At 67.7% G+C, this 21469-nt stretch carries 15 protein-coding genes and 1 pseudogene; 9 read left to right on the top strand and 7 right to left on the bottom strand.

Features of this window, described 5'->3' with window-relative positions; all coding sequences use genetic code 11:
• Positions 1 to 30 precede the first annotated feature (30 nt).
• The 4 genes from RMCB_RS34425 to RMCB_RS34410 are packed head-to-tail and all read left to right on the top strand — an operon-like array spanning position 31 to position 5438.
• Entirely contained in the window at positions 31 to 1527 is a 1497-nt protein-coding gene (locus RMCB_RS34425) for an APC family permease (protein WP_029371669.1), read from the top strand.
• Positions 1524 to 2819: an aspartate aminotransferase family protein gene (locus RMCB_RS34420; protein ID WP_062832329.1), complete on the top strand. Its 1296-nt coding sequence runs from the start codon at positions 1524 to 1526 to the stop codon at positions 2817 to 2819. Before RMCB_RS34425 ends, RMCB_RS34420 begins: the two co-directional genes overlap by 4 nt.
• Entirely contained in the window at positions 2806 to 3990 is a 1185-nt protein-coding gene (locus tag RMCB_RS34415) for an amidohydrolase family protein (RefSeq protein WP_062832328.1), read from the top strand. The genes RMCB_RS34420 and RMCB_RS34415 overlap by 14 nt, the downstream gene beginning before the upstream one ends.
• Positions 3987 to 5438 (top strand): aminotransferase class I/II-fold pyridoxal phosphate-dependent enzyme, encoded by a 1452-nt coding sequence (locus RMCB_RS34410; protein ID WP_062832327.1) that lies wholly within the window; start codon positions 3987 to 3989, stop codon positions 5436 to 5438. Before RMCB_RS34415 ends, RMCB_RS34410 begins: the two co-directional genes overlap by 4 nt.
• Before the next feature lie 2 nt (positions 5439 to 5440).
• Here RMCB_RS34410 and RMCB_RS34405 read toward each other — a convergent pair whose 3' ends face one another.
• Positions 5441 to 6577: a glycoside hydrolase family 3 N-terminal domain-containing protein gene (locus RMCB_RS34405; RefSeq protein WP_062832326.1), complete on the bottom strand. Its 1137-nt coding sequence runs from the start codon at positions 6575 to 6577 to the stop codon at positions 5441 to 5443.
• 179 nt (positions 6578 to 6756) lie between these two features.
• Between RMCB_RS34405 and RMCB_RS34400 the strand changes: the two genes are divergently transcribed.
• The 4 genes from RMCB_RS34400 to RMCB_RS34385 are packed head-to-tail and all read left to right on the top strand — an operon-like array spanning position 6757 to position 14133.
• Entirely contained in the window at positions 6757 to 7809 is a 1053-nt protein-coding gene (locus tag RMCB_RS34400) for a sulfate ABC transporter substrate-binding protein (RefSeq protein ID WP_062832325.1), read from the top strand.
• The gene (locus RMCB_RS34395) at positions 7809 to 9578 is read left to right on the top strand and encodes a SulP family inorganic anion transporter (RefSeq protein WP_062832324.1); all 1770 of its coding nucleotides are present in this window, start codon (positions 7809 to 7811) and stop codon (positions 9576 to 9578) included. Before RMCB_RS34400 ends, RMCB_RS34395 begins: the two co-directional genes overlap by 1 nt.
• A gap of 46 nt (positions 9579 to 9624) precedes the next feature.
• Positions 9625 to 9798 carry a DUF2613 domain-containing protein gene (locus RMCB_RS34390; protein ID WP_064941712.1) on the top strand — a complete coding sequence of 58 codons (174 nt, stop codon included), beginning with the start codon at positions 9625 to 9627 and terminating at the stop codon, positions 9796 to 9798.
• Positions 9799 to 9816: 18 nt separating this feature from the next.
• Complete coding sequence (locus RMCB_RS34385) at positions 9817 to 14133, top strand: alpha-(1->3)-arabinofuranosyltransferase domain-containing protein (protein ID WP_407662178.1); 4317 nt, start codon at positions 9817 to 9819, stop codon at positions 14131 to 14133.
• On the opposite strand, the gene RMCB_RS34380 is transcribed toward RMCB_RS34385, so the two are convergent.
• The 3 genes and pseudogenes from RMCB_RS34380 to RMCB_RS34370 all read right to left on the bottom strand — a co-directional run bounded on the left by RMCB_RS34380 (position 14067) and on the right by RMCB_RS34370 (position 17321).
• Entirely contained in the window at positions 14067 to 15005 is a 939-nt protein-coding gene (locus RMCB_RS34380; RefSeq protein ID WP_029371679.1) for a R2-like ligand-binding oxidase, read from the bottom strand. The two genes, RMCB_RS34385 and RMCB_RS34380, sit on opposite strands and share 67 nt — an antisense overlap.
• Positions 14978 to 15680, bottom strand: a pseudogene (locus RMCB_RS34375) (TetR/AcrR family transcriptional regulator). Before RMCB_RS34375 ends, RMCB_RS34380 begins: the two are co-directional and overlap by 28 nt.
• 54 nt (positions 15681 to 15734) lie before the next feature.
• Positions 15735 to 17321 carry an MFS transporter gene (locus RMCB_RS34370; RefSeq protein WP_062832321.1) on the bottom strand — a complete coding sequence of 529 codons (1587 nt, stop codon included), beginning with the start codon at positions 17319 to 17321 and terminating at the stop codon, positions 15735 to 15737.
• A gap of 40 nt (positions 17322 to 17361) precedes the next feature.
• Between RMCB_RS34370 and RMCB_RS34365 the strand changes: the two genes are divergently transcribed.
• A complete protein-coding gene (locus RMCB_RS34365) occupies positions 17362 to 17682 on the top strand; it encodes a GNAT family N-acetyltransferase (protein WP_062832461.1) in 321 nt (106 codons plus the stop codon).
• A 108-nt stretch (positions 17683 to 17790) separates the two neighbouring features.
• Here the strand turns inward: RMCB_RS34365 and RMCB_RS34360 are convergent, their stop codons facing one another.
• The 3 genes from RMCB_RS34360 to RMCB_RS34350 are packed head-to-tail and all read right to left on the bottom strand — an operon-like array spanning position 17791 to position 21283.
• The gene (locus RMCB_RS34360) at positions 17791 to 19293 is read right to left on the bottom strand and encodes an aldehyde dehydrogenase (RefSeq protein ID WP_062832320.1); all 1503 of its coding nucleotides are present in this window, start codon (positions 19291 to 19293) and stop codon (positions 17791 to 17793) included.
• On the bottom strand, positions 19290 to 20963 hold the full coding sequence (locus RMCB_RS34355; protein WP_201028393.1) for a GMC family oxidoreductase: 1674 nt from the start codon (positions 20961 to 20963) through the stop codon (positions 19290 to 19292). Before RMCB_RS34355 ends, RMCB_RS34360 begins: the two co-directional genes overlap by 4 nt.
• On the bottom strand, positions 20960 to 21283 hold the full coding sequence (locus RMCB_RS34350; RefSeq protein ID WP_062832319.1) for a hypothetical protein: 324 nt from the start codon (positions 21281 to 21283) through the stop codon (positions 20960 to 20962). The genes RMCB_RS34355 and RMCB_RS34350 overlap by 4 nt, the downstream gene beginning before the upstream one ends.
• Between the last annotated feature and the right edge of the window lie 186 nt (positions 21284 to 21469).

Below are 21469 nucleotides of genomic sequence, written 5' to 3'. Positions count from 1 at the left end.
CAGGAGCACAAAATCCGAAGGGAGACATCGATGACCACCAGCGCCACCAACGACACCGATCAACTACCGCACCGGCGCCTGCCGTTCTGGGTGGCGCTGGCACTGTCGGTCGCGACAGTCGGTCCAACCCTTGCCATGTCCGGCAACGGCCAAGGCCTCATCGCCACCGTGGGCAAGGCCATCCCACTGGTGTTCCTCATCGGCCTGATCGGCGTGTCCCTGGTCGGCTACAGCTTCGTGCGCCTGACCCGTCACCTCAATCACGCCGGCTCCGCCTACGCACTGGTGGGTGGCACCGTCGGCCCGCGGGCCGGGTTCTTCTCCGGCTTCGCGATGCTCGGCGCCTATGTCGGATTCTCCATCGGCACACTGGCTTTGACCGCAGCCTTCACGAATGCGTTCGTCGCACAACTACAACCGGGCAACGACCACCCGTATCAGCTGCCGTGGATGGCCGTCGTGGTGGTCGGCGCCGTCATCTCCTTCGCCCTGGCCGGTCGCGACATCAGACTGTTGGCCAAGATCCTGCTCGGCATCGAAGGCGTCGGCATCGTGGCGATGATCGTGCTCGTCATCGCGATATTCGCCCGCGGCGGTGCCTCTTCCACGGGATTCGATCTCAGCGTGTTCTCGTTCTCCGGCGGCGTGTCCGCGTCCGCGGTGCTCAGTGGCGTGGTGGCGGCCTTCCTGTCCTGGGCGGGTTTCGAGGCCTGCGCTTCGATGGGTGAGGAGACCGACAACCCGGGCCGCAACATTCCGCGGGCCCTGGCCGGCACCCTGATCCTCACCGGAGTGCTCTTCGTGGTGGTGATGTTCGCTCAGGTCATCGGGTTCGGCACCGACGAGGCAGGCCTCGCGGCGTTCCAGAGTTCCGGTAACACCTTGGGCGACTTGGGTAGTCGCTACATCGGCCAGTGGTTCTCGCTGATCATCATCTTCACCGCGACCGTCGCGGCGTTCGGGTGCCACATGGCGACCGCCGCGACGTCGGGCCGGATGCTCTACGCCTTCGGCCGGGACGGCTTCGGGCCCAAGGCCCTCGCGCATATCCACGAAGCCACCGGGGGCCCGCGCCGGGCCACCTGGCTCGTGGTCGGGCTGGCGCTGGTGGTGGACCTGATCTGCGGTGCGACGGGCTGGCCGGTGATGGGCACGGGTAACGCGGCCATCGACACGTATTTCCTGTTCGCCGTTGCCGGTTCGGTGTGTCTGATGGTGTGCTACCTGCTGGTGGAGGTGGCCGCCGCGTGGTTCGTCGGGGCACCCAAGTTCGTCGCCGTGCACGGCGGTCATGGCAAGGCGCCGGGCCTCGCGCTACCGCTACTGGGTGCCGTGGTGATCCTGGTGGTGCTGTGGTTCAACGTCAAGGACGCCGAAACCTGGTTGGCTGCACCACTTTTGGGCCTGTACTGGTGTGCCGTCGGCCTGGTGATCGCGCTGGCCGCGTCCGGCATCGCCAAACGGGTGGGCGAATCTTTGACGCGGGAACTGGATCTCACACCCCCGGTACAGGCGGAGGCCAAGTGAGCACGCTCTACGAACGCGACGAAGCAGTCATCGCAGGCATCGAGAAGCTGAGGTTCTTCCCGCTGGAGGTGGTCGCCGGCCACGGCAGCACCCTGGTGACTCCCGACGGCCGTGAGCTCCTGGACCTGTCGGCGACCTGGACCGCCAGCGGTCTGGGACACGGGCATCCGGCGATCGCCGACGCGGTCAGCCGGGCAGTGCGGACCGCGCCCGGAGCGGGCGGACTGTCCGCCGTGCACCCTGACTCGGTGGGCCTGGCCGAGGACCTGTTGTCACTGGTTCCCGGCAGCGGTGAACGGCGGGTCTATCTGGGACATGCCGGTTCGGACGCCAACGACGTCGCGCTGCGCGCGTGCCGGCACGCCACCGGGCGGCACACCGTGATCGCGTTCGAGCACAGCTACCACGGCGGTGTCGGGGTCGCCATGGGCGTGTCCGGGGTGCATGTCGACGCTGGTGCCGCACCGGACCCCGACGTGGTATTCCTGCCGTACCCCAACCCGTTTCGGCCGAGCCCGGCCGGCGTGGACGCCGACGTCACGGCCTGCCTCGACCTCGCCGAACAACATCTGGCCGGCGGCTCCATCGCCTGCCTGATCGTCGAGCCCATCCTCTCCGACGGCGGCCTCGTGGTGCCACCGGACGGCTTCCTGGCCCGGCTGCACGAGGTGTGCCGCCGCCACGGCGTGCCGATGATCTGCGACGAGGTCAAGATGGGGCTCGGCAGGCCGGGCACGCTGCACGCGTTCGAACACGACGGCGTGGTGCCCGACATCGTGACCTTCGGCAAGGTGCTCGGTGGGGGCCTGCCGCTGTCCGCGGCGGTCGGCCCCGCCGAACTGCTGGACAATCCGCCGGCCGCGGCGCTGCTGACGACCGCCGGAAATCCGGTCTGCACCGCCGCGGGCCGTGCGGTGCTGGCCACCATCGTCGGCGAGCAACTACCCGAACGCGCCGCGAAAGTCGGTGCGGTACTGCAGGATGCGCTCCGGGCGCTGGAATCGGACACCATCGGCGAGGTCCGTGGACGCGGGCTCGCCATCGGTCTGGAACTGGTGGACCCGGCCACCGGGGAACGTGACGCGCGGCTCGCCGCGCAGGTGGTCTACCGCGCGTGGGAACTGGGCGCGGTGGTGTACTACGTCGGCGGCAACGTACTGGAGATCACGCCGCCGCTGGTGCTCACGGAGGCCGAGGCGGTGCGTGCCGCCGAGATCATCGGCGCAGCCATTGCCGACGCGGCCGCAGGGAAAGTCGACGCACAGGAGGTCGCACGCTATGCCGGATGGTGAACTGTCCCACTCGATGATCAACGTGTTCGACGGAGTCGAGTCGGAGGTGCCCGACGCGCTCGCCGAACACCTGCTCACGGTCCGGTTGATCGACCACCATGTACACGGCAGCTTCAACAAACCGGTCGACCGAGCCGGATTCGAGGCGTCGATCAATGAGGGATCCACCGATCCCATCCCGGATTTCATGACGCAGTTCGATTCGCCGCTGGGTCTGTCCATCCGGCGCTGGTGCGCTCCGGCGCTGGGTCTGCCGGCCCACGCGGACGCCGACGAATACTGGAAGCGGCGCTGCGAATTCACCCCCGACGAGCTGGCTGAGCACATGCTGCCCCTGGCCGGTATCGATCGCTGGATCGTGGACACCGGCTTCCAGGGCGACCTCATCGCAACCCCTGAACGGCTCACCGAACTCAGCGGCAGTCCGTCGTCGTCGATCCTGCGACTGGAACGCCTTGCCGAGGATCTCCTCGAATCCGGCATCGCCGCGCAGGAATTCCCCGCCGCCTTCCGGGCCGCGCTGCAGGAAGCCGCGGACGCACCGGACACCGTGGGTACCAAGACGATTGCTGCCTACCGCACCGGGTTCGACATCGACTGGTCGCGGCCCGACGATGCCCAGGTGATCGAGCATGCCCGGGCACTGGCGGCCCGGCCGTCGCGACGCGTGGACAGCCCGGTGTTGATCGCCTTCGGCGTGCACGAGGCCGCCGCGCACGGCCTGCCCATCCAGGTGCACGTCGGTTTCGGCGACCGGGACCTGGATCTGCATCGCACCGATCCGATGCTGCTGCTGCCGCTGCTGCGATCCATGACACCGGTTCCGGTGCTGCTGCTGCACTGCTATCCCTTCCACCGGCAGTCCGGTTATCTGGCACAAGCCTTCGACCACGTGAATTTCGATGTGGGCCTTGGCATCAACTATCTCGGCGCGCGGTCGACCGGTCTGGTCGCCGAGGCCATGGAGACCGCCCCGTTCGCCAAGCAACTGTTCTCCTCCGACGCGTTCGGCCCGCCCGAACTGCACCTGCTGGGCTCGGTGCTGTGGCGTCGCGCCATGGGACTGATTCTGGGCCAATGGGTTCGGTCGGGCGACTGCGCCGAGGCCGATGCGATCAGGATCGTCGACATGATCGGGGTGCACAACGCCACCCGGGTGTACGCGCTGTGAATCACGCCGCCGCGCCGTTGTTCGAGGCGATCCGAGGCTTCGTCGACCGGGAGCAGGTGCCGCTGTACAGCCCGGGCCACAAAGGTGGGCGCACGCTCGACCCGTGGTTCCGGGAAAACATTGCGGCCCTTGACCTCAACAACCTGCCCGACACCGACACGTTGCACTGCCCGGAGGGACCCATCCTGGCCGCCGAGCAGCTGGTGGCCGACGCGTGGGGCGTCGGGCAGAGCTTCATCCTGGTGCAGGGCTCGACCAGCGGCAACATCGCGGTGGCATTGTCGGCGCTGCGTCCCGGTGAGCCGGTTCTGGTGCAGCGCAACGCACACAAGTCCGTCCTGGCCGGCCTGGTACAGGTCGGTGCGCTGCCGGTGTGGCTCGAGCCTCGCTGGGACACCCAGTTCGGTATCGCGCACGGCCTGGACGCCGATGTGGTCGAACGCGCCCTCACCGCGAGCGGGGCGTCGGCGCTGTGGATGCTGCACCCCACGTACTACGGGACCACGGCCGACATCAGCGCGCTCTCCGAGTTGTGCCGCAGGTTCGGCGCCCGGCTGCTGGTCGACGGCGCGCACTCCCCGCATTTCTCATTCCACCCCGAATTGCCGGTGCCCGCTGAACAATCCGGTGCGGCAGCCACCGTGCAGTCGGTGCACAAGGTGCTGTCGGGCCTCAGCCAGGCCGCGGTCCTGCACATAGATCCGGACGCGATCGATCCGGCGACGGTGCGCCGGGCCCTGCAACTCATCCAGACCACCAGCCCGCATTTCGCCATCATGGCCTCGATCGATCTGGCCCGCAGGCAGATGATGACCGACGGCCGCGAACTGCTGGACCGCGCACTGGACCGGGCTCGGCACACGGCCGCCCGGCTGGCAGCGATACCGGGCCTGCGCGTGCTGCGCCCCGAGGACGCGACCGGCGTCCGCACCGGCTTCCATCAGCTCGACCAGACCAAACTGCTCATCGGCACAACAGGATTGGCCGCCGACGCACACGACATCGTCGCCCGTCTCAACGATGTGCACGGCGTGCAGCCTGAGCTGAGCGGACCCGGCCACGTTCTGTGCATCTCGACCATCGGCAACACCGATGCCGACATGGATCGGCTCGTCGCCGGTTTCGCCGAGGTTGCCGACTGGGCCGGACGTGCTGACACCGTCAGCGCCGGTGACACGTTGACCACGGATCTCCTCGCACTGCGAGGTCCCACGGTGCTGACTCCGCGTGAGGCGTTCTTCGCGCAAACCGACACGGTGGCGCTGACCGAAGCCACCGGACTGATTGCGGCAGAGGCGATCACGCCCTATCCGCCGGGCATCCCCCTGGTGATGCCGGGTGAACGCCTCACCGCCGAGGTCATCGACTTGCTACGCGCACTGCGCGACGCGGGTAACCCGATCAGCGCATCCGATCCGAAGCTCGGGGCTGTCAAGGTCGTTCGCTGAGATCAGCCCCCGCAGCGCACCGGGCCCTTGATGGCGGAGTTCCGCTGCAGCGATGCGTTGATGCCATCCATCGACAGTTCGCCTGCCGCCACAGCCTTTTCGAGTCCGTCGAGCACCGCGGGCACCTCTTTGGTGGTGATCCACAGTGCGTTGTCAGCGCCGGCCTGCAGGGCCTTGAGCACCGCCGTGGACACGCCGTAGCGTTCGTTGATCGCGGCCATGCTGGACAGGTCATCGGTGTAGACCAGCCCGTTGAACGGCGGCCCGCCGTAATTGCCGGACCGCAGCAGCTCGTAGGCCGGCGCGCTGAGGCTGGCCGGGTCCGTGCCGGTGAGGCCGGGAACCTCCAGGTGCCCGACCATGACGGCGACCGGCGCCGCGGTGGTCAGCGTGCGGTAGGGCACCAGATCGTTGGTCTGCAGGTCGGCCAGCGGAGGCGTGGTCACCGAATTGGTGTGCGAGTCGCCGGATCCGTGGCCGTGGCCGGGAAAGTGCTTGAGTACCGGCAGGATTCCGGCGTCGCGCAGGCCGCGAGCGTAGGCCCCGGCGTATTCGGTGACCTTGGCCGGGTCGGCACCGAAGGACCGGTCCCCGATGACCGTGTCGTCCGGGGCGTCGGTGACGTCGACGACAGGGGCGAAGTCCACGGTGATGCCGAGATCGTGCATCTTCTTGCCGCGCTCCAGCGCGATGCCGTACACCTCGTCGGCAGTGTTGGTCTGCGCCAGCACCCGCGGCGACGGCTGCTTACCGATGAGCGATGCCAGCCGCGACACCCGGCCACCTTCCTCGTCGACGCTGACCGCCAGCGGCAACGGGCCCGCCGCGGCGGCGATGTCCTTGAGCGAGCCGTCGGACAACATGGACAGGTCGGTCCAGCTGCCGATCATGATTCCGCCGACGTGCTGCTCGGTCACAACCTTGCGCGCGTCGTCGCCGTCGGTCACGCCGACGGTGAGCAACTGAGCCAGCTTGTCCCGCGTGGGCAGCGCGGTCAGGTCGCAGCTCTGCGCCACGGGCGCTTTGGGCAGCGATTTGCTGCTGCTCAGCTGTTGGTGATCCGACGGCGACTGGGTGGACGGCGAACACGCCAGCAACAGTCCGGACAGCGCGACAAGCACACTCAGAACGCGGGGCATGTGTTCTGAGAGTAGTCACAGCGGCGGCCGCGAACGGACCTCGGTCTCGGCCCAGCCTGCCCGCCGCACCCGGCGAGTTAATAATCAGTCAGATTTTCGCTACTGCCTTCCGGCTGGTTAATCACTAGTGTCTGTCCGCTATCAGCATCCACAGCAAACGCCGGACGAAGGGGTTGCCCATGGCAGACACGTCAGCGCCGCGGACGCGACCGTGGCTGCGCATCCTCGGTGTGGCCGCGGTCGTGCTGGCCGCGGTGTTGGTGACGGTCAAAAACCTGCCCGACCACACGTCCAACCAGATACTCAACGTCTCCTACGACCCGACGCGTGAGGTCTACGCCGCGCTCGACAAGGCGTTCGTCGCGCAGTACCGCGCACAGAGTGGGATCACACTCGACATCAAGCAATCTCACGGCGGCTCGGGCAGGCAGGCCCGCAGCGTCATCGAGGGCACCGAACCGGCCAACGTGGTCTCCCTGGCGCTCGTCAGCGATGTCGACTCCCTGCGCAAGCGCGGGTTGATCGCCGACGACTGGCAGAAGCGCCTGCCCAACAACTCGGTGCCGTACACGTCGACGGTGGTGTTCGTCGTGCACAAGGGCAACCCGAAGGGCATCCACGACTGGCCCGATCTGGTGCACGACGGCGTCTCGGTGGTGACCCCGAATCCAAAGACATCCGGCAATGGTCAGCTGAGCTTCCTGGCCGCGTGGGGTTCGGTGACCACCCGCAACGGCACCCCGGAACAGGCCCAGGACTACCTGCGCCAGCTGTACCGCCACGTAGCGGTGTTCGACGCCGGCGCCCGCACGTCGGCCACCAGCTTCGCCGACCAGAAGATCGGCGACGTGCACCTGACGTGGGAGAACGAGGCACTGCGCGAAGTCGCGGCCAACAAGGACGAATTCGAGGTCGTGTACCCGCCGGTGAGCATCAAGGCCGAACCCGCTGTGGCGTGGGTGGACGCCAACGACAAGGAGGCCGGCACGCTCGCAAGTTCAAGGGCCTATCTGCAATATCTGTTCACGCCGCCCGCCCAGGAGTTGTTCGCGCAGTACGGGTATCGCCCGGTGCTGCCCGACGTGCTGGCAAAGCATGCCGACACGCTGCCTGCCATCACGTTGTTCCCGATCACCGCGATCGCCAAGGACTGGAACGACGCCCGGCAGAAGTTCTACGGCGACAACGGGATCTACGACAACATCGCAACTCCGGCAAAGGCAGCGTCCTGATGAGCTACACCCGGCCCCGGATTCCCGCCGTTTCTTCGCTCGCCCTGACGGGCCGTCGCGACCTCATCGCCGGTCTCACCGTGGCCGCCGTCGCGCTGCCACAGGGCATCGCCTATGCGCTGATCGCCGGGGTCGACCCCAAGTACGGCGTGTATTCGGCGATCGTGGTCACCGCGGTCGCCTCGGTCTTCGGCTCGTCCTCGCACCTGATCAACGGACCGACCAGTGCGATCTCACTGCTGGTGTTCAGCTCGCTGGCGTTCATCGACCCGGAGAACCGCACGGTGCTCTTCGAGGCGCTGTTCCTGCTGGGCATCCTCGTCGGTGCCATCCAGATCCTCATCGCCGTGCTCAAGCTGGGTGACCTGACGCGCTACATCTCCGAGTCGGTGATCATCGGGTTCATGGCGGCGGCCGCGCTGATCCTCGCCCTCGGCCAGATCGGCAACGCGCTGGGTGTGAAGAGCAAGGGCGACGCCCACACCCCGATCTTGACCAACGTGTATCTCACGGTGTTCCACGGCGACAAGATCAACCTGAAGGCCGTGTTCCTCAGTGTCTCGGCGGTGGTGATCGCGGTGCTGCTGCGCCGGCTGGTCAAGCGCTACCGCCTGCCGCAGATCGATCTGCTGACCGTGCTGATCGTGGCCGGGGTGATCTCCTTCCTGGCCGGGTGGTCGACACCGGGCACCGACGGAAAGACCGCGGTGAACCTGGCGGCCAAGGTGCCGCAGAGCTTGCCCGGATTCCACATCCCGACCGTCGACCTGCACTCGCTCGGTCAGTTGTCGCAGGGCGCGCTGGCGATCGCGTTCATCGGCCTGATCGAGGCGCTGTCGATCGCCAAGGCCATCGCGCATCAGACCCAGCAGAAGATCGACTACAACCGCCAGATCCTGGCCGAGGGGCTGGCCAACCTCACCGGCGGGTTCTTCCAGAGCCTGCCCGGCTCGGGGTCGCTGTCCCGCTCGGCGATCAACCATCAGGCGGGTGCGGCCACCCGGTTCTCCGGCATCCTCGCCGCCGCGGCCGTGGCGGTGGCCCTGCTGCTGTTCGCTCCGTTGCTGCACTACATCCCGCAGGCTGCGCTGGCCGGGTTGCTGCTGGTCACCGCGGCCCGGCTGGTCGACTTTCGGCGGCTGATCACCACGGTGAAGACGTCACGTTACGACGCGGGCCTGGTGATCGTGACGGCGCTGACCGGTGTGCTCGTCGACCTCGACAAGGCGGTGCTGCTCGGGATCGCGCTGTCGATCCTGCTGTTCGTGCCGCGAGCGGCCAAGCTCAAGGCCGCCGAGCTGACTGTGACGCCCGAGCGGGTGGTCCGCGAGCGGGTTCCCGACGACCCTGTCGACCCGGCGATCGTGATCTACGACCTCGAAGGCGAACTGTTTTTCGGGGCCGCCCCTGAGCTCGACCGCTACTTCGACGCCCTGCGCGAACGTATCCGGGCCGGTGAGGTCAAGTTCGTGGTGCTGCGGCTCAAGCGGGTGCGCCACCCCGACGCCGTGTGCATCGAGCGGCTCGAACACTTCCTGCGCGAAGACCACGGCGCGACCGTCCTGCTGGCCGGCGTACGGCCCGACACCCTGACCGCACTGACCAACGTCGGACTGTTCAGCTGGTTCCCGGCCGAGCAGGTGTTCCCCGAGGAGGAGGTCGAGTTCTCCGCGACGCTGCGGGCCGTGCGATACGCGCAGGCCCGCATCACCGCCGAAGCAGCCGAGGGAGATGCCAGCGCCGATCCGAAGCTGTACTACCTAGTGTGACGTCACGCGATCGAGTGTCGAGGCCCGCGCGTGCTAGGTTGGCCGGGTGAATCGGTTCGTCGTCCCATCTGCCGCCAGCGTCGTTGTCGGTCTTTTGCTGGGCGCGGCCGCCGTCTTCGGTGTGACGTTGATGGTGCAACAGGACACGAAGCCTCCGCTGCAGGCGGGCGATCCGGCGTCATCGGTGCTCAACCGGGTCGAGTACGGCGACCGTACTTAAAACTCGGTCGCACCGCTCCTGCACGCCGAACGTAGTCCCGCCGCGCCGCTGTCCCGGCGCTGGTTATGGCTGGTCGCCGCGGCCGCGCTGGTCTTGACCTTCGCGCAGTCACCCGGGCAGATCTCCCCTGACACCAAGCTCGACCTGACCGCCAACCCGCTGCGGTTCCTGACCCGCGCGTTCAACCTGTGGAACAGCGACCTGCCGTTCGGGCAGGCGCAGAACCAGGCGTACGGCTATCTGTTCCCGCACGGCACCTTCTTTCTCATCGGCCATGAACTCGGCATCCCCGGCTGGATCACCCAGCGGTTGTGGTGGGCACTGTTGCTGGTCGTCGGATTCTGGGGCCTGCTGCGGGTCGCCGAGGTCCTCGGTATCGGCAGCACCAGCTCGCGCGTGCTCGGCGCCATCGCGTTCGCGCTGTGCCCGCGGGTGCTGACCACGCTGGGTGCGATCTCGTCGGAGACGCTGCCGATGATGCTGGCGCCGTGGGTTTTGTTGCCGGTGATCCTGGCGTTGGGCGGGACCGGAGGGGCGGGAGTCGGTCAGAGCGGACAGCGCAACATCAGGCTGTTGGCGGCCCGCTCCGCCGGAGCGGTTGCCCTGATGGGCGCGGTGAACGCCGTCGCGACCCTCACCGGATGCCTGGCCGCGCTGATCTGGTGGGCCTGTCACCGGCCGAACAAGGTGTGGCTGCGGTTCACCGCATGGTGGTTCGGCTGCACGGCACTGGCTGTCACCTGGTGGGTGATCGCGTTGGTGATGTTGGGCCGGATCAGTCCGCCGTTCCTCGACTTCATCGAATCCTCCGGCGTCACCACGCAGTGGACCTCGCTGACCGAGATGCTGCGCGGCACCGACAGCTGGACGCCGTTCGTCGCGCCCAACGCGACCGCCGCCGCGTCGCTGGTGACCAGCACGGTCGCGGTGCTGGCGACCACACTGGTGGCCGCGGCGGGCCTGGCCGGGCTGGCGTTGCGTTCGATGCCTGCCCGCGGCCGGCTGATCACCATGCTGCTGATCGGCATCGTCCTGCTCGGCCTCGGCTACTCCGGCGGCCTGGGCTCGCCCATCGCACATCAGGTGCAGGCCTTCCTCGACGGCAGCGGCACCCCGCTGCGCAACCTGCACAAACTCGAACCGGTGATCCGGCTGCCGCTGGCGCTGGGCCTGGCGCACCTGCTGGGCCGAGTTCCGTTGCCGGGCACTGTCCCGCGCCCGGTGTGGGTGAGCGCGTACGCCCATCCGGAGCGAGACCGGCGAGTCGCGGTGAGCATCGTGGTGCTGGCCGCGCTGGCTGCGGGCACGGCGATCGCCTGGACCGGCCGCATCGCACCGCCGGGCACGTTCAGCGCGATCCCGCAGTACTGGCACGATGCCGCCGACTGGCTCGACGAGCACAACACCGAGCGCGGCCGGGTGCTGGTGGCACCGGGTGCCCCGTTCGCCACCCAGGTGTGGGGCACCAGCCACGACGAACCGCTGCAGGTACTGGGCAGCAGCCCGTGGGGGGTGCGTGACTCCATCCCGCTGACCCCGCCGGAGACGATCAGGGCCCTCGATTCGGTGCAGCGGTTGTTCGCCGCGGGCCGCCCCTCCGCCGGGCTGGCCGATACCCTTGCCCGGCAAGGCATTTCGTATGTCGTGGTGCGCAACGATCTGGACCCGGACACCTCGCGGTCGGCCCGCCCGGTGCTGGTGCACCGTTCGATAGACGGCTCGCCCGGTTTGTCGAAGGTCGCCGAGTTCGGCGAGCCGGTCGGGCCCGGCACGTTGGAGGGGTTCATCGCCGACAGCGGCCTGCGGCCGCGCTATCCGGCGGTGCAGATCTACCGGGTCGACGGCGCCGCGTCGGCGGGCAAACCGTATCTGGTCGATCCCGACACGATGGCCCGCGTGGACGGCGCACCCGAGGCGCTGCTGCGTCTCGACGAACGCCGCCGCCTGTCCGGGCTGCCGCCGCTGGGTCCGATGCTGCTGACCGCCGACGCGCAGCGCGCCGGGCTACCCGTGACCGTCGGCGGCCACGGCGTAGTCGTGACCGACACCCCGCAGGCCCGCGAGATCGACTACGGCCGGGTCGACGACCATGCCTCGGCGATCCGCACGCCCGACGATCAGCGGCACACCTACAACCGAGTGCCGGATTACCCGTCCCGCGGTGCCGACCCGGTATACGGCCGCTGGGACGGCGGACGCGTGACGGTGTCGAGCTCGGCGGCGGATTCGACGGCGCTGCCCAACGTTGCGCCCGCGACGGGACCCGCCGCCGCGATCGACGCCGACCCGTCGACCGCATGGGTGTCCAACGCCCTGCAGGCCGCCGTCGGCCAGTGGCTGCAGATCGACTTCGACCATCCGATCACCAACGCCACCCTGACCATCACCCCGAGCGCCACCGCCGTGGGCGCGCAGGTCCGCCGCATCGAGGTGGCCACCGCGACGGGCACCAGCACGCTGCGATTCGAGACCGCGGGCAAGCCGCTGACCATCCCGCTGCCGGTCGGGGAGTCCCCGTGGGTCCGGGTCACCGCGGTGGCCACCGACGACGGATCTCCCGGCGTGCAGTTCGGCATCACCGACCTGGCCGTCACCCAGTACGACGCATCGGGCTACGCCCATCCCATCAACCTGCGCCACACCGTCGAGGTACCCGGTCCACCCGCGGGTTCGCCTGTGGCGCAATGGGATCTGGGCACCGAGCTGTTGGGCCGGCCCGGCTGCGCGGAAAGCCCCGTCGGCGTGCGATGCGCGGCGGCGATGGCGCTGGCCTCCGAGGAGCCGGTGAACCTAAGCCGCACGCTGACGGTTCCCGAGCCCACGGAGGTACACCCGACGGTGTGGGTGCGGGCCCGCCAAGGACCCAAACTGGCCGATCTGGTTGCACAACCGGGCACCACCCGGGCGTTCGGCGACGCCGACCCGATCGACGTACTCGGTTCGTCGTTCGCGGCCACCGACGGCGACCCCCGCACATCGTGGACGGCTCCGCAACGGGTGGTTCAGTTCAAGTCGCCGCCGACGCTGACCCTCAAGCTGCCCGCCCCGACCGAGGTGGGCGCGCTGCGGATCAACCCCGGCGAGGCCGAGCCGCCGGCGCACCCGACGCTGGTGTCCATCGACCTGGGCGACGGCCCGCAGGTGCATCAAATGCCGGGCACGTTTGAACCGCAGACGCTCAAGCTCAAACCGCGGGTGACGGACACCATCACCGTCTCCCTGCTGAGCTGGAACGACATCATCGACCGCACGTCTCTCGGTTTCGATCAGCTCAAACCGCCTGGGCTGGCCGATATCTCGGTGTTCGACACCCACGGCCGCCCGATCGGCGCCGCCGATGCCGCAGCCAACCGTGCCCGCGTCGTCTCACTGCCGTGTGGGCAGGGCCCGATCATCGGTGTGGCAGGGCAGTTCATCCAGACCTCGGTGCGCACCACCGTCGCCGCGTTGCTCGACGGGGACCCGATCCCGGCGCAGCCGTGCCGCACCGACCCGGTATCGCTGCCTGCCGGCCAGCAGGAGTTGCTCGTCAGCCCGGGGGCCGCGTTCGTCGTCGACGGCATCGCGCTGTCCACTCCCAAGGATCAGTTACCCACGGCGACAACAAGTCTCGCCGACACGCCGGAGTGGGGACCGGATCGTCGCAAAGTACGGGTGGCGCCCGCGTCGACCAAGCGGATCCTGGTGGTGCCCGAGAGCATCAACCCCGGCTGGATCGCCCGCGACGCGGCGGGGGCTCGCCTCGAACCGGTGACCGTCAACGGCTGGCAGCAGGGCTGGGTGGTTCCGGCCGGAACCACCGGCACTCTGACCCTGTCCTTCGACTCCAACCGGCCCTACCGCGCCGGGCTGATCGGTGGGCTCGCGCTGCTGCCGCTGCTGGCCCTGCTGGCGCTGCTGCCGGCACGGCGCGCACCGACCGAGTCCGCGCCGAGCCGGCCGTGGCGGCCGGGTCCGGCGCTGACGAGCGTGGGTGTGCTCGCGGTCGGCGCGGCCATCTCCGGGGTGCCGGGAGTGCTCGTCGTCGCCGCTGCCCTGGCTGTGCGCTATGTGCTGCGCAACCGTGAAACCTGGTGCGACCGAATCACCCTCGGCTTGTCGGCCGGCGGCTTGATACTCGCCGGGGCCGCCTTGTCGCAGCACCCCTGGCGCTCGGTCGACGGGTATGTCGGGCATTCCCCGTGGGTGCAACTGCTCGCGCTGATCTCGGTGGCCGCCGTCGCCGCGTCGACCGTGGCATTCCGGCCGCGTACCGCCCGCGTGCAGGCTCAGGCCGACGTGAGCGCCGCGGCATCCTCGTCGGCGAAGGTGTCCTCCAACGTCAGCGGTGAGTAGTCGAGGTCGATCTCTTCGAGCGGGCGTCCCCGCGCGCTGCTGATCGTGCCGAACCGGCGCATGCCCTTGTCGGTGGAGTACTGCAGGAACTCGTCCTCGACCAGACCGAAGGGAATGTCGGGTGCGTAGAGGGCGAACCCCTCCTCCGTGAGTCGCAGTGCCAGCGGGATGAGTTCGTTCATCCTGGCTTCGAACACGGCCCAGTTGGCGTCGTCGGCGGCGACATGTCTGCGGCACGTGAACGTTCCCCACGCCATGTGGCGGCGCTCGTCGTCGCCGATCCGCCGGACCAACTCCTGCATACCCGGCAGGATGCCCCGGTCGACGCAAATCTTGTGCCACGCATAGTATCCCGTGAGCGCCAGCATGCCTTCGACGATGTGGTTGTAGGTCACCGATGCCCGCACCTGGGCGGCCGGCGACGGATCGGTGTAGAGGGCTTCGAGGGATGCGGGAAGCTCTTCGTAGAAGATCTGCCGATACGCCGGCACGTCGTCGAAGTACTTGTGCAGGTCTTCGGTGACACCCACGGCGTCCAGCCACATGCGGAACACCTGGGTGTGCTTGGCTTCCTCAAACGCGAACTGCGTCAAGTACATTTCGTCACCCAGCCGGCCCTCGGCCCGCATGGCGCTCATGAACGGCTGGATGTCCTTGGTGACGGCTTCCTCACCGGCGATGAACTCGGCGCACAACCGGGTGGCGTACTCCCGCTCTCGGTCCGACAGCGCCTCCCAGTCCGCGCGGTCCCGGGAGAAGTCGATGTCGGCCGGATTCCAGAACTTCGCATTTCCGCCTGCGAACAACCGCAACGGCACGCTGTCCCAGTTCAGACCACCCTTGCTCAACGAGCCGAAATGTGTGTGTGACATCTGACCTCCTCAGATCTGTTGGGCTGCTTGGGGTGTCGGCGAGAACGCGGCCGCCAACACCGCGACGAGTCTTCGCACGGCCAACGCCGGCTGCTCGGGGCTGGGCTCGTCCAGCCCGAGAACGGGGTCCATTCCACGCACATACGGCGCGAGTGCCAGGTGCGGGAAGATCATCAGCATCAGCGACAGCAAGGCTTCGACGTCGCAGTCGGCCCGCAGGTAGCCGCGGGTCCGTGCATCGTGCACGAGGGGCCGCAGCACGTCGAGATAGTGCCGGTGGACCACCGCGCGCACGCTCACCCGCGCGTCCGCATCGACCTCGAAGCTCGCGGCCGCATGCAGCGCACGCTCCCTGGGATGGTCGGCGAAATAGGCGACCCAGTCGTCGAGCAGGTCGGGCAGGAATTCGAAAAACGGGCGGCTCGGATCGAGCTCGCGGATGCGGCCCTCCATATGGGACCGCACGCGTTGGCTGGCGACGTCGGCGATGAAGGCGTACAGGTCGCGCTTGTCCGCAAAGTATTGGAACAGGCTGCCTTTCGCCACACCCGCGCGCCGCGCGATGACATTGAGGCTGCCCCGGGAGTAGCCGTGGGCGCCGAACTCCGCTTCGGCGGCTGCTATCACCGCCGCTCGACGAGCGGGATCCACGCGGGCCCAGGTGACCGTTGGCATCTACCCTCCAAGGCTTGATGACCACTGGTCATATTACTGTGATGCCCCTCACAGTCAAGATGTCCTCACCGCGATCAGGTGTTGCGACACCGGCTCCCCCTGTACCCAGCGCGCGACGGCCTGCTCGATAAGTAGGTCCTGCCCCGTCTGCCGGGTGCGGTGCTGACGGATGTGCTCATCCCACGACCGCACCACGAACGCCTCGACGAAGGTGCTGTGCTCCTCGCCGCTGCGGAACACCTGCCACTGCGCGGCCCCGGTGCGCTGCCGGGACCGGCCGAGGACGGTCATCGCGGCGAAAAACCCGGTCTCGTCGTCGGGTTCGACCCGGTAGTAGATGAGCACCAGCACCGGCCCGTCGGGCGGATCCGGTTCGAACACCAGCGCCGGCTCCGGCCAGTGCGCCGACGGGGTGAGGTCGAGATCTCCGGTGCGCGCATGCAGCGGCCACCACCACGCCGACACCGCGCAGAACACCAACAGCCCCGCGCTGATCAAGAGGGCCGTGACGCTGGTGGTGACGCCCGCGACCAGACCCCACACCAGCGAACCGATGGCCTGACCGCCCATGAACGTCAGCTGGTACACCGACAGCCCGCGAGCACGCACCCACGCGGGCAGGCTCAACTGCATCGAGGCGTTCAGCGTCGACAGGGCCAGCAGCCAGGACGTGCCACCGATGACGAGTGCCGCCAGGACGGCACCGAAATTGTGGACCAGTGCCAAAACCGCGGTGGCCCCGGCGAATCCGAGCGCCGCGATGATCAGCAGCTTGTTCAGACCGAACGTCGACTGCAGCCGGCCCAGCACAAAGGCGCCGAGCACCGCCCCCACCCCGAGTGCGCCGAGCAGCAGCCCGTACCCCGATGACGACAAGCCGAGTTGACGCTGAGCGACGACAGCGAGCAGACCCCACAGCGCACTGCCGGGCGCGATGAACAACACCGCGCGCAGCAGGATCCGCCGGATGATCGGTGAGCTGCGGATGAACCGGCCGCCCGCGCTCAACGCAGCCAGTGGTCGTTCGGCAGGCATCAACCGCTCGGTGGCGGGCCGACGCCAGAGCAGCAACACCACGACGATGCCGACGAACGACACCGCATTGAGCGCGAACACCAGCGTAGGGCCGGACAGGGACACCAGCGCGCCCGCGACGGCCGGGCCGATGGCCCTCGCCCCGTTCATGCTCATGCTGCCCAGCGCGGCAGCGGCCGGAATCTGTTCGCGGGGAACGAGATCCGGCTGGATCGCCTGCCACGCCGGGGCGGTCAGCGCCTGCCCGCACCCGATCAGGAACAACAGGGTCAGCAGCACGGTCGGAGTGGCCAGGCCGGCCCCGGTCAGGGTCGCGAGCGCCGCCACCCCCGCCGCCATCGCCCCCTGGGTCGCGACGAGGAGTCGACGCCGGTCGACCAGATCGGCGAGCACCCCCGACGGCAGTGCCAGCAGCATCACCGGCAGCGTCGTCGCGGTCTGCACCAACGGCACCAGGACCGGAGCCCGGGGATCCCCGACCAGCATCCACTGAGCGCCCACGGTCTGCATCCACGTGCCCAGATTGGAGACGAACTGGGCGATCCACAGTGCCCGGTAGATCGGCGACGCCAGCGGCGCCCACGTCGACGTTGCTGGCACGGCCATCTACATGATCGTGCCAGCGCCACTGCGGCATAGTGAAGACATGGCTGAAGTTCGCAACATTCCCGCAGCGCACCACTACGAGATCACCGTCGACGGCGAGCACGCAGGCCTCGCGGCCTATGTCGACTCCGGCGACCAGCGCATCTTCTACCACACCGAGATCGACGACAAATTCGGCGGGCGCGGCCTGGCAGGCGAGTTGGTGTCCGCGGCGTTGACCGATGCCCGCGCGGCGGGCAAGCGCATCGTCCCGGTCTGCCCGTACGTCGCCAAGTACGTCAAGACCCACCACGACTTCGACGACATCCTCGACCCGGTCACTCCCGACGCCATCGCCGTCGTGAAAGCCCACCAGGGCTGAGGTCCGCATCGCCGAACGTGAAGTCTCTGCGAAGATTTCGCCCGTTTTTCGCAGAGGATTCACGCTCGCGGTCTGTCGTCAACCCATCCGTCGTCAGCCCATCCGTCGTCAGCCCATCCGGAACGGATCCTGGGATGCGCCGGACGTCTCGATCCACACCGACTTGGTCTCGGTGAATTCGTGCAGCGATTCCAGCCCCAGTTCGCGGCCGATCCCGCTGCCTTTGAACCCGCCGAAGGGCGCCGCCCAGGACAGGGTGCGATAGGCGTTCACCCACACGGTGCCCGCCCGCAGTGCCCGGGCCATGCGGTGCGCGCGCTGCACGTTGAGGGTCCATACTCCGGCGCCGAGGCCGAACGGTGTGGCATTGGCGATCCGCACTGCGTCATCTTCGGTTTCGAACGGGATCATGCACAACACCGGGCCGAAGATCTCCTCCTGGGCGATCCTCATCGCGTTGTCCACACCGGTGAAGATCGTCGGGCTGACGAAGAGGCCATTGCCCAGTTCCGGTGCCGTCGGACGGTCACCGCCGGTGGCGAGCACCGCACCCTCGGCCTGCCCGATCCGGATGTACTCCAGGATCTTGTCCAGCTGGGCTTGAAACGCCACCGGGCCCATCTCGCTGGCGGGATCGAGAGGATCGCCGAGGCGGATGTCGTTGGCGCGCCGGACGAGTCGTTCCGCCAGCTGATCGTAGATCTCGCGTTGCACGAGCAGCCTCGACCCTGCGACACAGGTTTGGCCGGTGGCGGCGAAGATCCCGGCGAGCACACCGTTGGTGACCGCGTCGAGGTCCGCATCCGCGAAAACGATGTTGGGTGATTTTCCGCCGAGCTCCAGCGTCACCCTGGTGATGTTGTCGGCCGCGTTCTTCATCACCTGGATTCCGGTGGCGTTCGACCCGGTGAAACAGATCCGGTCGACACCCGGGTTGCTGACGAGCGCGGCGCCGGTGGTCGGGCCATCGCCCGTCACCACATTGAAGACTCCGGGCGGGAAACCTGCTTCTTCGAACAACGCACCGAATTTGAGCACCGACGCCGGGGTCTGATCGGCGGCCTTGGCGACCACCGTGCATCCCGCCGCCAACGCGGGAGCGAGCTTCCAGGTGAGCAGCAGCAGCGGAGAGTTCCAGGGCAGGATCGCGCCGACGACGCCGAGCGGTTCTCGCGTCGTATAGGTGAAGAAGTTGGGCTTCTCGGTCGGAATGGTCTCGCCGTGGATCTTGTCTGCGTAGCCGGCGAAATACCGGTAGTAGCCGGGTAGGGCCTTCATCTGAGCGCCCATCTCTCGAATCAGCTTGCCGTTGTCGGTGGATTCGGTGACTGCGAGCTCCTCGGCGCGCTCCTCGAGCAGATCTGCGAACCGCAGCAGGAGCTTGACCCGTTCGGCGCCGGTGATGGACCCCCACGGACCCTCGAATGCCGATCTGGCAGCGCGGACCGCGGCGTCGACATCATCAATGCCCGCGAAAGGCGCAGTGGCCCAGACGTTTCCGGTGAACGGATTGATGCTGTCCGCGCGGCGCCCGTCCTGCGCCTCGACCCAGCGGCCTCCGATCAGCATCTTGAGTGTCTCGACGGTTGGTGGTGTGGATAGTGTCGTCATCGAACGGATTCCATTCTCTCGTCGGCCAATCGGGGTCTGTCGCTGCCGAGAAGGACGTTGCCTTCCCGGACCAGGAAATCGGCGAGGCGCACCGCCATGGCCCCGATGGTCGGGGTGGGGTTGACGCCCGCGCTGGTGGGCATCGAGCTGCCGTCGCAGATGAACAAGTTGGGGATGTCCCACGCTTGGTGCCAACGGTTTGTCACCGAATCAGCCGGATCCGTGCCCATTCTGGCGGTTCCCAGTAGGTGATATCCGGGTGGCGGGTCGAGTAACCCGGAATCGGTGACATCGTAGGCACCTGCCGCCGTCATGACTTCGCGGCTTCTGGCGATGCCGAACTCGACCAGCTTGCGATCGTTCGGATGTACCCGGTACTCGACTTTGGGTGCGGGCATGCCGGTGGAGTCGGTGAGTTCGGGATCGAGGATCACGCGGTTGGTCGGTGACGGTAGTTCCTCGGCCATGACGATGATCCAGGCGTGATGGCCGAAAAGCCGCGCGAACTCCTTGTGATGATCCGGACCCCACGGGACCGGCTCGCGGGTCCAATACCCGTTCGCCGCAACGCCTGCGCCCGGAGCGCGGACCACCAGCGCGGTGAAACCATTGACGAAACCCCTACTGGGATCGGTTTCGTAGAACTGCTGGCTGAACAGCGGAGCACCCCGCGCCCCTTTGTACCCGTCGAGGGATTCCTCGAAGATCCCCTCGACGAAGGCTTGCGGGTGGTACATCAGGTTGCGCCCCAATTGTCCACTGCTGTTGGCCAATCCATCTGGATGACTGGAGTTGGCGGACACCAGCAGCAGCCTCGGTGTGCCGATGCCGTTACCGGCGACGATGACCGCCTTGGCGTCTTGCCGATACCGTTGGCCCGTCTCGATATCGACGTAGATGACACCCCGCGCGGTATCGCCGTCGACGATGACCTGCTCGACGCGGCATCCCGTGCGTAGCTGTGCACCGTTGGCCAGCGCCCGTGGGAGATACCCGGTCGCCGAAGTGGAGATGGACGATCGTGGACAGCCCAGAATGCACTGGCCGCAATGGTTGCACGGCAACCGGCCGTCCAGCGGCTTGGTGATGATGGCGTTGTCCATCCACCACCAATGCCAGCCGAGCTTCTCGAATCCACGGGCCATCGTCCGGCCGAAGGTGCCGAGCGGTATCGGTGGCGTGGTGTGCGTGGTACGCGGCGGATAGGCGGGGTCGCCGGGGCGGCCCGAGATCCCCATCTCCCTGTCGTTGATGTCGTAGTACGGTTCCAGGTCCTCGTAGGTGATGGGCCAGTCGGGCGCCAGGCCGTGCTCGGTGCCCTTCCGGAAATCCACCGGCTTGAATCGTGGCCAGTGCGCCGACCAGTGGTTGAGGCTGCCGCCCACATCGTTCCTGTTGCGGATGCTGTGCGGCTCACCACCGATCGGGTAATCCTGCGGCAGCCGGCGCACATTCGGGTGGACGTTCCACTCGCGCTGCTTGTCCCATTCCCACGTGTCGGAGAAGTGTCGGAGTTCCGCCGGATGCAGCGGGCGTCCCTGCTCGAGACACACGACGCGCAGACCACCGTCGCTCAGCCGCTTGGCCAGCGCACCGCCGGCCATTCCCGATCCGACGATGACGACGTCGACGTCGTCGGTCGGGGTCTTCGGCGAGGTAACCAGCATCATGACACGGTCTCCAGACGAATGTTTCGGACATGGTTGGTGGGGGTGTAGTGCCCCACTTTCGGAGGCGGGATGGCTTCGTCGAGATCCATGACGTAGCCCTGCGGTTGCGGCGGGCTGTGATAGTCGCAATCCAGTTCGCTCTGTAACACCCGCACCACCTCGGGCTGGGCGTAATAGCCCAGGTAACAGATCTGCCGAAACAGGGTGAACGCCGCAGGCATCCGTTGTTCGATCGCTCGCGCCGCCTCGAGCGGCTCGTCGCGCGGGCTGTCCAGCCACGTCGCCCGCAAGGCGCCCAGGTCGAGTTGGTCCTGCTGCACTCTGACCGCGTCGACGAAGTAGTCGGCGAGCCCGGTGGACGAGGGCCGGTCTCATGGCGCCTGCTCGGGTATCAGAACGTCGGCAAGTGACATCAGTTCGTCAGCCACCGTTCTGTCCAATCGGCTGTCATTGATCATCTGCAGAGTGCTCCTCACTATCTCGTCGGCAGGCGTGCCGGAGGCTCC

The sequence above is a fragment of the Mycolicibacterium brisbanense genome, from assembly GCF_001570425.1.
GTDB lineage: Bacteria > Actinomycetota > Actinomycetes > Mycobacteriales > Mycobacteriaceae > Mycobacterium > Mycobacterium brisbanense.
This window is presented reverse-complemented; position numbering and strand designations above follow the sequence as displayed.